Source organism: Tateyamaria sp., assembly GCF_059783535.1.
On sequence record NZ_JBYNDP010000086.1, the window covers coordinates 5,254 to 17,021 of the forward strand.

Consider the following 11,768-nt stretch of genomic DNA (forward strand, 5'->3'; position numbering starts at 1 on the left):
TGGGAATAAAGGTTTTGGCATAGTCCTGCGGGTCGCGCGGGACGCGATACTGTGTCGAATGGCCACCGCCACCACCACCGGAATGGTAGGCGGCGTCGATGATGTGATGGCCCTTGCCGGGCAGGCTGCCCCGTTCGGTTCCGCGCGCGTGACGGATCGACTGCGCGGCGCGCAAAATGGCGACCACCACGATCAGTGCGGACACGATCAGGATAAAGGTCCAATCCATCAGCCTGGCGCTTTCGTGGTCAGGGCCAGTGCGTGCAACTCTCCGTGGCTGCCATCCATCTTGCCCTTTAGCGCCTTGGTCACGGCCCGGTGCTGTTGCACGCGGTTCATACCGGCAAAAGATGCATCGATGACCTCGGCCGAATAGTGGTTTCCGTCACCCGCCAGGTCCGTGATGGTGATCTTGGCGTCGGGAAAGCTCTCGCGGATCAGGTCTTCGATCTCTTGGGCTTGCATGGGCATCTGGCTGGTCTCCGGCTGGTCTTGCTTACGGATGTAGGCCGCAGGCGGGGCACGCGCAAGCATAAGCGCGCGCAACACCCTGTGCTTAAGTCAGGGTTGTGTTCCCGCAAAGGCACCGCATACGCTTTGCGTGGGATGGAACCAGCAAAAATGGACGGATCAGATGTCGTCGGTTGAAACCGCGCCGGAACGGGCGCTGGAATGGATCAAAGCAGGCAAGGGGGCCGCCCTTGCCACCGTGATCGAAACCTGGGGCAGCGCGCCACGCCGCGCAGGCGCCCAGATGGTCGTGTCGGGCGTTGGCGACATGATGGGCTCTGTCTCGGGCGGCTGCGTCGAAGGCGCCGTTGTGGTCGAGGCGATGGAAGCGCTCGAAGACGGCAAGCCTCGTCTGCTTGAATACGGGGTCAGCGACGGCGACGCCTTTGCGGTTGGACTTGCCTGTGGCGGCACGATCAAGATTCTCGTGGAACCTGTGGGCACTGCCATGCCAACCGACACGCTGGAGGCGCTGGTCGCGGCGCGCGCGTCACGGCAGCGGGCGGCATATGTGGTCGACACCGAAAGCTGGGACAGACGGCTGGACCATGATGGTCACGCGGCACGCTTTGCCAATGACCGCACAGGGATGGAGGAGGATGGCAAAACCTTCGTCGCCATCCACAACCCGCCCTTGCGACTGGCCATTGTCGGCGGTGTGCACATCGCTCAGGCGCTTGTCCCCATGGCAAAGCTTGCGGGCTATGACCCATACATTATCGACCCGCGCGAAGCGTTTGGGTCCGCAGATCGTTTTCCCGGCGAACGGGTCATCAATGATTGGCCGGACGACGCGCTGGCCGAGATCGGCGTGGATGCCCGCACTGCGCTGGTTTTGCTGACCCACGACCCGAAACTGGACGACCCGGCGCTCCACATCGCGTTGAAGTCCGAGGCGTTTTATGTGGGCGCGCTCGGCTCGACACGCACCCATGCCAAACGCGTGGCCCGGCTGGAAGAGGCAGGGTTCACCGAGGACCAGATCGCTCGGATCAAAGGGCCGATCGGTCTCGACATCGGTGCGGCCAGCCCGCCAGAGATCGCGGTATCCATCCTGGCCCAAATGGTGGCAACGCTCAGGCAAGGCGCATGAAGTTCGGTCCCAGGCCCGCAGCGAATGCGCTTGGCACGACGCTTGCACACTCTTTGGCAGGACAATCCCGGCGCGTGTCCAAGGGAACCGTGCTGACTGATGACGACATTGCAGAACTGACAGCAGCGGGCCACGACACGCTGACGGTCGCAGCACTCGACCCAGGCGATATCGAAGAAAACGGCGCCGCCGAAGCCCTGGCTGCTGCCGTCGTGCCAACGCCAGAGGAACAGGGGCTGCGCATCAGTGCGGCAGGGGCAGGGCGCGTGAACCTCTACGCGACGGGCCCGGGTGTCGCCCTGCTGGATGTGGACCGGCTCTCGCGCATCAATGCTGTTGATCCCATGATCACCATCGCCACGGTGCCGCCATTCCATCGCGTCGATGCGCGTACCATGGTCGCCACGATCAAGATCATATCCTATGCCGTGTCGCAGGACGCGCTGGACAAGGCGACAGCGGATGCGGCCCATGCAATCCGCATCCTGAACCCGCAATACGCAAGCGCAACGTTGATTGAAACGCAGGTTGGCAATGCCGAACCGTCGTCTAAAGGCCGCGCCGCGCTGACCGGTCGGCTCGACCGCCTGAATGTCTCACTCACGCCCCGGGTCGTGGTGCCGCATCGCGACGCCCCGTTGGCCCAAGCTGTCGCAGACGCAGAAGGCGAGGTTGTTTTCATTCTCACGGCATCTGCCACATCGGATACACAGGATGTCGCCCCTGCGGCGGTGCGCGACGCGGGTGGGACCGTCACCGCCTATGGCATGCCAGTTGATCCCGGCAATCTGCTTTTTTTCGGAACGCATCGGGACAGGCCGGTGATCGGCCTGCCCGGATGCGCGCGCTCACCGGCGCTCAATGGTGCTGATTGGGTGCTGGAACGGCTAATCTGTGGCGTGGACCTGACGCCTGCAGACATCGCGCAGATGGGGGTTGGCGGGTTGCTCAAGGAAATTCCGACCCGGCCCAGACCCCGCGAGGGCTGAGATGCTAAGGCACTGCGCGATCTTGCGATTTCGCGGTTGCGGCGAAGATTTCTGTTCTCAACTGCCACGACCCATGCTTAACTCGACACCAACAAGAACGCCAAAAGGGAGGATGCCATGGCACAGGTCTCGATGACCGTGAACGGAAAGGCTGCGTCTGGCGAGGTCGAGGGACGCACATTGCTGTCGTCTTTCCTGCGCGACCAGCTGATGCTGACAGGAACCCACGTGGGCTGCGACACGTCACAATGTGGCGCCTGCGTGGTGCATGTGGATGGGCAGGCCGTGAAATCCTGCACCATGCTCGCTGTTGAGGCCGAAGGGGCCGATGTGGCCACGATCGAAGGTCAGGCCAACGCGGACGGCTCGCTGAACGTGATCCAGCAGGCCTTTCAGGATCACCACGGCCTGCAATGCGGCTTCTGCACGCCCGGCATGGTGATGTCGGCGGCGGCATTGCTCAAGGACAACCCGAAGCCGACCGAGACGGAAGTGCGGGAGTACCTTGAGGGCAACATCTGCCGCTGCACAGGCTACCACAACATCGTCAAGGCGATCATGGCGGCCAGCGGTCAGGACGTGTCGGCCATCGCCGCCGAATAGCACCAAATTCCGCAGCCCGGATATCCTTCCGGGCTGTCAGTCAGCAGGCGCGCGGGGAGGCGCGCCACGCCAACAGGGAGGAATAACAACATGCCAAAAGACGGAGGCATCGGCGCCAGCAGCAAGCGGCGCGAGGACGTGCGGTTCCTGACAGGGGCCGGGAATTACACCGACGACATCAACATCCGTGGCCAGGCCTATGTGCATTTCCTGCGCTCGGACATCGCGCATGGGACGATCAAAAGCATCGACACCGCAGCCGCTGCCGGAATGCCCGGTGTGGTGCGCATCTTTACCGGCTCGGATTTTGAGGGCGTGGGCGGTATGCCCTGCGGCTGGCAGGTCACCGACCGTCATGGACAGCCCATGCAGGAACCGGCGCACCCGATCCTAGCTCAAGGCAAGGTCCGGCATGTGGGCGAACCTGTCGCTGCCGTTGTGGCCGACACCGCCGAACAGGCCCGTGATGCCGCCGAAGCCATCGTGCTCGACATCGACGAACTGCCTGCCGTGGTGGATATGAAAGCCGCGCTTGAAAGCGGCGCCACCAAGGTGCACGACGATCTCAACGACAACCTCTGCTACGACTGGGGTTTTGTTGAAGAGAACAAGGATGCCGTGAACAAAGCGTTCGAAGATGCGGCACATGTGACCTCGCTTGAGCTGGTCAACAACCGCCTTGTCGCCAACCCGATGGAACCTCGTGTGGCTGTTGGTGACTATGCAAAAGGCACCGACGACAGCACGCTATATACGACGTCGCAGAACCCGCACGTGATCCGGCTACTCATGGGCGCATTCGTTCTCGGTATCCCCGAGCACAAGCTGCGCGTCGTGGCGCCCGATGTGGGCGGCGGCTTCGGCACCAAGATCTTCCACTACCAGGAAGAAGCGTTTTGCACTTTCGCAGCCAAAGCCTGCAACCGTCCGGTTAAGTGGACGTCGAGCCGGTCCGAAGCGTTCATTTCCGACGCCCATGGCCGCGACCACGTGACCAAGATCGAGCTGGCACTGGATGCGGACAACAACTTCACCGCGATCCGCACCGAAACGCATGCCAATATGGGCGCGTACCTGTCCACCTTCGCGCCGTCCGTGCCCACATGGCTGCACGGCACGCTGATGGCGGGGAACTACAAGACCCCGCTGATCTACGTAAACGTCAAAGCGGTCTTCACCAACACGGTGCCTGTCGACGCCTATCGTGGCGCGGGACGGCCGGAGGCAACGTTCCAGCTGGAGCGTGTGGTGGACAAGGCCGCACGCGAGCTGGGTGTCGATCCCATTGCGCTGCGCCGCCAGAACTTCATCACGGAATTCCCATATGCCACGCCGGTCGCCGTCGAATACGACACCGGCGACTATCACGGTACCATGGACAAGCTGGAAGAGATGGGCGACTTCGCTGGTTTCGCAGCCCGCCGGGCGGAAAGCGAAAAGAACGGCAAGCTGCGTGGTTTGGGCGTGAACTGCTACATTGAGGCCTGCGGCATCGCACCGTCGAACCTCGTAGGGCAACTCGGCGCGCGCGCCGGGCTCTATGAAAGTGCCACCGTTCGCGTGAACGCCACCGGCGGCCTTGTTGTGATGACCGGCTCTCACAGCCACGGGCAGGGGCACGAAACCTCCTTTGCCCAAGTGGTGGCCGAGATGATCGGCATCGACGAGAGCATGGTCGAGATCGTGCATGGCGACACCGCCAACACACCGATGGGCATGGGCACCTATGGCTCCCGCTCCATCGCGGTGGGCGGCTCGGCCATGGTCCGTGCGACCGAAAAGATCATCAACAAGGCCAAGAAAATTGCGTCCCACCTGCTCGAAGCCTCCGAGGCCGATATCGAGCTGAAGGACGGTGCGTTCTCCGTTGCGGGCACCGACAAGTCCGTGGCGTGGGGCGATGTGACCCTTGCCGCATACGTGCCGCACAACTACCCGCTTGAAGATATCGAACCGGGGCTTGAGGAAACGGCCTTCTACGACCCGGCAAATTTCACCTATCCATCAGGGGCTTATGCCTGTGAAGTTGAAGTGGATCCGGACACAGGCAAGGTGAGCATCGAACGGTTCGCTGCCGCCGATGACTTCGGCAATATCATCAACCCGATGATCGTGACGGGTCAGGTCCATGGCGGCATCGCGCAGGGGATTGGTCAGGCGCTCTTGGAAAACTGCGCCTATGACGAAAACGGCCAGCTTCTGAGTGCGTCCTACATGGACTACGCTATGCCACGCGCCGACGATCTGCCGATGTTCGCGGTGGATCACTCCAGCCAGACGCCCTGTACGCACAACCCGTTGGGCGTGAAGGGCTGTGGTGAGGCGGGGGCCATCGGCTCACCGCCTGCGGTGGTCAATGCCGTAGTCGATGCGCTGCAGTCGGCGGGCAAGAATGTGACCCATATCGACATGCCGCTGTCACCCGACCGGGTTTGGACGGCAATGAACGGCTGAATGGAAAGTGCGGGACCGGGGGCCAGCCCCCGGACCCCTGCGGTTTACTTAGCGAAATGAATATGGATCGCTTCGCCGAAGAAAGGACAAAGAGATGTACAACTTTGACGTCATAAAACCGACCAGGATCGCAGATGCGGTCAAGGAGTTGTCGGACAGTACCGAGAGCCAGCCGCTTGGGGGCGGGCAAACCCTGATCCCTACGCTGAAGCAACGCCTGGCGAGCCCGGACAAGCTGGTGAGCCTGTCGGGCATCGACGAGATGCGCGGCATTTGCACCGGAGAAGACGGATCAATCTGTGTGGGTGGGGCGACCAACCACGCCACTGTTGCGGCAGAGGCCGGAGGCTACCCTGCATTGGCAGCGACAGCGGCGCATATCGGTGATCCGGCCGTGCGCAATCGCGGCACCATCGGTGGCAGCCTTGCCAATAATGACCCTTCGGCCTGCTATCCAGCGGCTGCCTTGGGCTCGGGCGCCACGATCAAGACCAACACGCGTGAGATCGCTGCAGACGACTATTTTCAGGGTATGTTCGCCACGGCGCTGGACGAAGGCGAGATCATCACCGAAGTGCGCTTTCCGGTGCCGGAGAAAGCGAATTACCAGAAGTTCGTGCAACCCGCTTCGCGCTTCGCACTGGTGGGCGTGTTCGTCGCCAAATATGCGGACGGTGTGCGCGTGGCGATCACCGGGGCCAGCAATGACGGTGTGTTCCGCTGGACCGAGGCGGAGGCGGCGCTGTCGTCCAACTTCTCGGCAGATGCCATTGATGGGTTGAGCCTGTCCGGCGACGACATGATCAGCGACCTGCACGGCACAGGTGAGTATCGCGCGCATCTTTGCGCTGTGATGACCAAGCGGGCGGTTGCGGCGGCAGCGTGAATTTCGCTTCCAGTCAACTATGGAAGGGCTGCCTTGCGGCGGCCCTTTTGCTTTTTCCCTGCAGTCTGCTCGCGGAGGACATACAGTTCCAACGGGCCAACATTGTGGGCTGTGCCAAGGCTGTCGATGGTCTGGGAGACGCGTTGCGCGCGCCGATGCAAACCCATTGCCTGTCTCTGGCAATCGCAAGATGCGAAGGGTCGGAGAGCGGACCCGCCCAAGCATGTTTTAACGACCTGACGATGGTTATGCAGCGCTATGCGGAACTGCTTGAGCCGCTGTTGGATACGACCGTCCAGCGGGAAGCGTCAGGGATGCTCTGTGGTGCCCGCTTCAGCGAGGACACAAACCGCACGCGCTGCGTGCTTGTGGCGGAATTCGGTCATCTGCGGGAGTTGTTCGATGATGCCAGGACCGCGGGTGTTGCACTGCCCTAGATCGACCCCGCTTCGACCATGAAGTTGTTGGCCGTACACATGGCAGCATCGTCCGAGGCCAGCCACAGCACCATCCGCGCCACGTAGACAGGGTCGATCAGGTCGGGCAGGCATTGGCGCGCACGATGCACCTCAAGCGCCTCGGGGGTCGCCCACAACTCCTTTTGCCGGTCCGTCATGATCCAGCCGGGAACAACCGTGTTCACCCGAATGCGGTGGTCGCCCAGATCACGCGCCATGGTGCGGGTCAACCCATGCACGGCAGCCTTGGCCGTGGTGTAGGCGGGAAAGCCGCCCCCGGCTTCCCACCAGGAATTGGAGCCGAGGTTGATGATCGACCCGCCGCCAGCCTCAATCATGCCGGGGGCGACTGCCTGGATGGCAAAGAACATGTGCCGCAGGTTGGTTTGCATCCGTTCGTCCCAATACTCAGGCGTCACGTCTTGCCAGTTGTGCCGGTCATCACGCGCCGCGTTGTTGACCAGTACAGAGAAGGGGCCAACCTGCTTGGCCAGATCCGCGATCGCTTCCCGCGTGGCTGCAATGTCGCGCAAGTCACACAAGGCATGGATGGCACCGGTCGTCTCTGTCACCTCTGCCGCGCCGTTGGCATCCCTATCCAGAAACGCAACCTTTGCCCCTTGTTCTGCAAAGGCTTCGACCGTCAACCGACCAATGCCGGACGCGCCGCCGGTGACAAGGACAGGTGTGCCTTCAAGGCTCGGGTAGCGGGCGAATTCTGGCATGGTCTCTGGCTCCGTTGATGACGGACCCTTGTCGAATGCGCCCCGGGTAACGTCAAGGCTCGGTCTGTGAGCGCTCACATCCAGACATTCAAAAGTTCCGCATGCGACACAGATCCGATCCGGGAAGGAGGGAGGCTTCGTTCATGCCGCGATCGTTGTTGAAACGGCTGCCAATCCGCAGACCTGATACCCGGTTGAGCAAGGGGCCAACGCATGTTGGCCTCTTTTTTCGGCAATGGGCCGCGTGCAGACGTCAATTGTGACGGTCATCAAGGTACGCAGGCACCACCCGTGCTAGCATAATCCCGCCACAGGGAGGATTGCGCATGATGAAACGCAAAGACCAACACCCAGATAAAGCAGACCAACCAACCATGGTCGATGCCATGGCTCAATGGCAGGCAGCGGGCCTTGGCGCGCTCAACTGGTTCGGCGGCTCATCAATTGAACGGATGAGTGATATGGGCGCTGAATGGATGACGTTTGTTGCCGAGCGTGTTCGCGAGGATGTTGCGCTGCAGCACTCGTTGCTCCACGCCAGGACGCCCTCGGAGGTGCAGGACCTGCAACTGGCCTTTTTGCAAAAGGCGATTGATCAGTACGCCGCGGAAACGGGCAAGATGATCGAGTTGAGCTCGAAACTGTTCGAACCGTCAGAAGATGACGAAACCAATGAGAATGTGAACGTCTAGGCGGTCAGACATCAAATAAGGGCGCCGCGAAAGCGACGCCCTTCAAACTTGCAGTCGAAACTGGTCGTTACTTCTGTGGCAGCGGCCCGATCATCATCACCATCTGGCGGCCTTCCATTTTGGGGAAGTTTTCGACCTTGCCGATCTCCTTGGTGTCTTCGGCCACCCGTTCCAGCAACTCTCTCCCGAGGTTCTGGTGCGCCATCTCGCGGCCTCGGAACCGTAGGGTGACCTTCACCTTGTCGCCGTTCTCGAGAAACTTGAAAACGTTGCGCATTTTCACATCGTAATCATTGGTGTCGGTGTTGGGGCGGAACTTCACCTCCTTCACCTCGATGATCTTCTGTTTCTTGCGGGCTTCGGCTTCGCGCTTTTGCGTCTCGTACTTGAACTTGCCGAAATCCATGATCTTGCACACAGGTGGATTGGCGTTTGGCGAAATTTCAACCAGGTCCAACCCGGCATCGTCAGCCATGTCCATGGCGCGGGCGGGGGTGACAACACCGACATTTTCGCCATCGGCGCCAATCAGGCGGATTTCATTAGCACGGATCTTGTCATTGACGCGCGGGCCGGTGTCGCGTTGCGGCGGCGCGTTGTGTGGTCTGCGAGCGATGGTGGTCGTCCTTTGATCGTTCAAAAATCTGAGGCCAGAACGTACCCTTTGGCCCGGTTTTCTTCAACCCTCAGAATCGGCCATCCTGCGCCGAAATCAGGAATTTTCCCCCTTGCACCTTTTCACCGGCCCGCGCATCTGACACCCGAGTGTCAAGACACGGTCACAGGGGGTGACCGCGGACAAAAGGAGAGGACAATGAGGAATCTCATTTGGATTATCGTGGCGGTCGTGATCGCGGGTGGGGCGTATCTGCTGTACTCGGGTCAGACCCCTCAAGAAGTGGCAACGCAAGCCGCAGATGCCGTGAACGCACCCGAAGCGCTGGAAAGCGCAAGCGACGCTGTCGGTGAAGCGGCAGAGGCGACGGAAAGCGCCGTGGGTGAAGCCGTGGATGCGGCAACAGATGCGGGCGAAGCCGTGGCGGAAGGCGCCGAAGCGGCCGCGGATGCTGTGGCCGACACAGCGGCGGACGCAGCCGAAGGTGTCGCTGATGCAGCAGCGGACGCTGTCGAAGGCGCACAGAACCTGGTCGAAGATACAGCGGACGCCGCGGCAGACGCAGTTGACGCCGCAACAGATGCGGCCAGCGATGCTGTGGATGCAGTAACAGAGACGGCAACAGAGGCAGCGGATGCCGCAACTGAAACCGCATCTGAAGCGGCTGATGCGGCGACCGAGACAGCCACGGATGTCGTCGAAGGTGCTGCCGATGCAGTCGACGCCACAACGGATGCCGCGACCGATGCAGCAGATGCCGCGACCGGTGCTGTGGAAGACGCAACAACCGAAGCGACGGACGCCGCAGAAGACACGGCCACCGCAGCGACGGATGCAACGACAGACACCGCAAGCGAAGCAACTGAAACTGCAACAGATGGCGGCATCGCCGATCTGCTGACCGTTGACGGCTTCGATTTCGACAAGGTGGCCGAGATGATCGACAATTCCGAAGCGCTGAGTGTCGTGCAGAAAACCACGCTCAAGGCCGGGATCGAGCAAGCCCAAAACAACCCCGAAGTGCTGCAAGGCCTTTTGGACCAGCTGAAAGGCGCGATGGGTCTTTAACCCATCCTGAAACTCTGTAATGGGCCGCGCTTGTTCCACAAGTGCGGCCTTGTTGTATCTGCCCGTTGGCAAGTGTGTTTTCGTGAGATAATGCCATCCATATCGTGACACCTCCGCCCGATCTTCTCCGTGTCTTTGCATGCACCGACCCGCACCTGGTGGCCGAGACTGAGCGCGCCCACATTTGGCGGGTTGTGCAAGCCGATGGAACAACCGCTTGCCTCAAACGCTACAAAGCGGTGCAGCACGTGCAGGATGAAACGCCCGGGCTTGATCTGCTTGAAGCCTGGAACGGGCAGGGGGCAGTCAGGGTTCACGCCCGCCAATCCGATGCTGTACTGATGGAATGGTTGCCCGGTCCCGACCTCGGCGACCTGGTCCGTGACGGCGACGATACCAAAGCCACGGCGCGCTTCGCTGACGTGGTGATGCGGCTGCACATGCAACCTGTTGCAGTGCCCGACAACCTGCACAGGCTGGACGAACGGATGCAACCGCTCCTGCATACGCGTTTTGACACGGATTGCCCCAAGATCATACGGCGAACAATGCGTGCGGCCCAGGATCTTGGGCACAGTCTGCTCAACGACAAGCCAGAGCAGGTTCCTCTACATGGCGACCTACACCACGACAACATCCGCAACAGTGCCCGCGGTTTTCTGGTCATAGATCCCAAAGGGGTACTTGGCCCGCTCGGTTACGAATTTGCCAATGCGTTTCGCAACCCTATTGGAGCCGAAGATGTCTATAGCGACCCACGTGTCATTGCCCGGCGGGCTCGACACTGGGGTGCGGCGAGTGGTCTGGCGCCGTCACATCTGCTGGACTGGGCTGTGGTGCAAATCGGGATGTCCGCCACATGGCGCTATAGCGGCTGTATCGGAACTGAGGCAGCACCGGACGCAACGCTGATCGAAACCGTTCTTTCTGTTCGCGCGCAGTTGGTATGACCTGCCTAGCAATAAAAGCAAAGATGGCAGGCAGATACCGGCTCACGAGAAAAGGTGTGAGGCGGAGGTGTCCTCCGCCCATTTAATTAGTCGAGAAACGCCTTTTCCACTACGTAGTGCGCAGGCTTGGAATTCGCGCCTTCTTCCAGCCCATACTCCTCGAACATCTCTTTCAGTTCGAGGTTGAAGGCCAGATTACCGCAGATCATCGCGCGGTCGCTTTCAGGGTTCAGCGGCTCCACACCCAGATCCTTGAAGGCTTCACCAGATTTCATCAGGTCGGTGATGCGGCCCATCTTGGGGCTCTCTTCGCGGGTGGTGGTGGGGTAGTATTTGATCTTCTTCCAGAACCCTTCGCCAATCACTTCGTTCAGAAGTTCATCATGCTTGAGGCTCTCGATCAGGTCGCGGCCATAGGTCAGCTCTCCCACCTCGCGGCAGGTATGGGTGATGATGACCTCGTCATAATCTTCATAGGTCTGCGGCTCGCGCAGCAGGCTCGCAAAGGGGGCAAAGCCCGTGCCGGTGGCAAAGAACCAGATGCGCTTGCCGGGCAGCAGGGCGTCATGGACCAGCGTGCCCACAGGTTTGGGGCGCAGGATGATCTCATCACCCGGCTGGATGTGCTGCAGTTTCGAGGTCAGCGGGCCGTCCTGCACCTTGATCGAATAGAACTCCAGTTCCTCGTCCCAGGATGGCGACGCGATGGAATAGGCGCGCAGCA

The 11,768-nt window shown here is 61.0% G+C and carries 14 protein-coding genes; 9 read left to right on the forward strand and 5 right to left on the reverse strand.

The genetic code is table 11. The annotated features are described in order from the left end of the window. Nucleotides 1-229 (reverse strand): hypothetical protein (locus AC6RA8_RS15380; RefSeq protein ID WP_500353672.1); only part of this gene is annotated, 229 nt, incomplete at its 3' end. Next, nucleotides 229-471, reverse strand: a complete 243-nt coding sequence (locus AC6RA8_RS15385; protein WP_189369296.1) for a BolA/IbaG family iron-sulfur metabolism protein — start codon at nucleotides 469-471, stop codon at nucleotides 229-231. The genes AC6RA8_RS15380 and AC6RA8_RS15385, both read right to left, overlap by 1 nt. Before the next feature lie 163 nt (nucleotides 472-634). Here AC6RA8_RS15385 and AC6RA8_RS15390 point away from each other — a divergent pair, with 163 nt between their 5' ends. From AC6RA8_RS15390 to AC6RA8_RS15415, 6 genes are all read left to right on the forward strand, one after another. Then, entirely contained in the window at nucleotides 635-1,603 is a 969-nt protein-coding gene (locus AC6RA8_RS15390) for an XdhC family protein (RefSeq protein WP_500353674.1), read from the forward strand. After that, nucleotides 1,600-2,592: a molybdopterin-binding protein gene (locus tag AC6RA8_RS15395; RefSeq protein ID WP_500353675.1), complete on the forward strand. Its 993-nt coding sequence runs from the start codon at nucleotides 1,600-1,602 to the stop codon at nucleotides 2,590-2,592. Before AC6RA8_RS15390 ends, AC6RA8_RS15395 begins: the two co-directional genes overlap by 4 nt. Before the next feature lie 117 nt (nucleotides 2,593-2,709). Continuing rightward, entirely contained in the window at nucleotides 2,710-3,195 is a 486-nt protein-coding gene (locus tag AC6RA8_RS15400; protein WP_189368599.1) for a (2Fe-2S)-binding protein, read from the forward strand. A 90-nt stretch (nucleotides 3,196-3,285) separates the two neighbouring features. Next, nucleotides 3,286-5,649, forward strand: a complete 2,364-nt coding sequence (locus tag AC6RA8_RS15405; protein ID WP_500353677.1) for a xanthine dehydrogenase family protein molybdopterin-binding subunit — start codon at nucleotides 3,286-3,288, stop codon at nucleotides 5,647-5,649. 94 nt (nucleotides 5,650-5,743) lie between these two features. Next, on the forward strand, nucleotides 5,744-6,535 hold the full coding sequence (locus AC6RA8_RS15410; RefSeq protein ID WP_500353679.1) for an FAD binding domain-containing protein: 792 nt from the start codon (nucleotides 5,744-5,746) through the stop codon (nucleotides 6,533-6,535). After that, nucleotides 6,532-6,972, forward strand: coding sequence for a hypothetical protein (locus AC6RA8_RS15415; RefSeq protein WP_500353681.1), 441 nt, complete (start codon nucleotides 6,532-6,534; stop codon nucleotides 6,970-6,972). The genes AC6RA8_RS15410 and AC6RA8_RS15415 overlap by 4 nt, the downstream gene beginning before the upstream one ends. Here the strand turns inward: AC6RA8_RS15415 and AC6RA8_RS15420 are convergent. After that, the gene (locus AC6RA8_RS15420) at nucleotides 6,969-7,718 is read right to left on the reverse strand and encodes an SDR family NAD(P)-dependent oxidoreductase (protein WP_500353684.1); all 750 of its coding nucleotides are present in this window, start codon (nucleotides 7,716-7,718) and stop codon (nucleotides 6,969-6,971) included. The two genes, AC6RA8_RS15415 and AC6RA8_RS15420, sit on opposite strands and share 4 nt — an antisense overlap. Nucleotides 7,719-8,044: 326 nt before the next feature. Here AC6RA8_RS15420 and AC6RA8_RS15425 point away from each other — a divergent pair, with 326 nt between their 5' ends. Further along, complete coding sequence (locus tag AC6RA8_RS15425; protein ID WP_500353686.1) at nucleotides 8,045-8,410, forward strand: phasin family protein; 366 nt, start codon at nucleotides 8,045-8,047, stop codon at nucleotides 8,408-8,410. Between the two features lie 67 nt (nucleotides 8,411-8,477). Here AC6RA8_RS15425 and infC read toward each other — a convergent pair whose 3' ends face one another. Beyond that, nucleotides 8,478-9,050: a translation initiation factor IF-3 gene (gene infC, locus AC6RA8_RS15430; RefSeq protein WP_229801303.1), complete on the reverse strand. Its 573-nt coding sequence runs from the start codon at nucleotides 9,048-9,050 to the stop codon at nucleotides 8,478-8,480. A gap of 174 nt (nucleotides 9,051-9,224) precedes the next feature. Between infC and AC6RA8_RS15435 the strand changes: the two genes are divergently transcribed. Further along, entirely contained in the window at nucleotides 9,225-10,094 is an 870-nt protein-coding gene (locus AC6RA8_RS15435) for a translation initiation factor 3 (protein WP_500353688.1), read from the forward strand. Between the two features lie 104 nt (nucleotides 10,095-10,198). Then, on the forward strand, nucleotides 10,199-11,044 hold the full coding sequence (locus AC6RA8_RS15440; RefSeq protein WP_500353690.1) for an aminoglycoside phosphotransferase family protein: 846 nt from the start codon (nucleotides 10,199-10,201) through the stop codon (nucleotides 11,042-11,044). A gap of 86 nt (nucleotides 11,045-11,130) precedes the next feature. On the opposite strand, the gene AC6RA8_RS15445 is transcribed toward AC6RA8_RS15440, so the two are convergent. After that, nucleotides 11,131-11,768, reverse strand: a 638-nt coding sequence (locus AC6RA8_RS15445; protein WP_500353692.1) for a ferredoxin--NADP reductase, incomplete at its 5' end; no start/stop codon positions are given.

Excerpts from the sequence above, each read along its gene's own strand:
- AC6RA8_RS15405 (WP_500353677.1), top strand. The coding sequence starts at position 3,286 with ATGCCAAAAGACGGAGGCATCGGCGCCAGCAGCAAGCGGCGCGAGGAC.
- AC6RA8_RS15390 (WP_500353674.1), top strand. The coding sequence starts at position 635 with ATGTCGTCGGTTGAAACCGCGCCGGAACGGGCGCTGGAATGGATCAAA.
- AC6RA8_RS15425 (WP_500353686.1), top strand. The coding sequence starts at position 8,045 with ATGATGAAACGCAAAGACCAACACCCAGATAAAGCAGACCAACCAACC.
- AC6RA8_RS15420 (WP_500353684.1), bottom strand. The coding sequence starts at position 7,718 with ATGCCAGAATTCGCCCGCTACCCGAGCCTTGAAGGCACACCTGTCCTT.
- AC6RA8_RS15385 (WP_189369296.1), bottom strand. The coding sequence starts at position 471 with ATGCCCATGCAAGCCCAAGAGATCGAAGACCTGATCCGCGAGAGCTTT.
- AC6RA8_RS15395 (WP_500353675.1), top strand. The coding sequence starts at position 1,600 with ATGAAGTTCGGTCCCAGGCCCGCAGCGAATGCGCTTGGCACGACGCTT.
- AC6RA8_RS15410 (WP_500353679.1), top strand. The coding sequence starts at position 5,744 with ATGTACAACTTTGACGTCATAAAACCGACCAGGATCGCAGATGCGGTC.
- AC6RA8_RS15400 (WP_189368599.1), top strand. The coding sequence starts at position 2,710 with ATGGCACAGGTCTCGATGACCGTGAACGGAAAGGCTGCGTCTGGCGAG.
- AC6RA8_RS15435 (WP_500353688.1), top strand. The coding sequence starts at position 9,225 with ATGAGGAATCTCATTTGGATTATCGTGGCGGTCGTGATCGCGGGTGGG.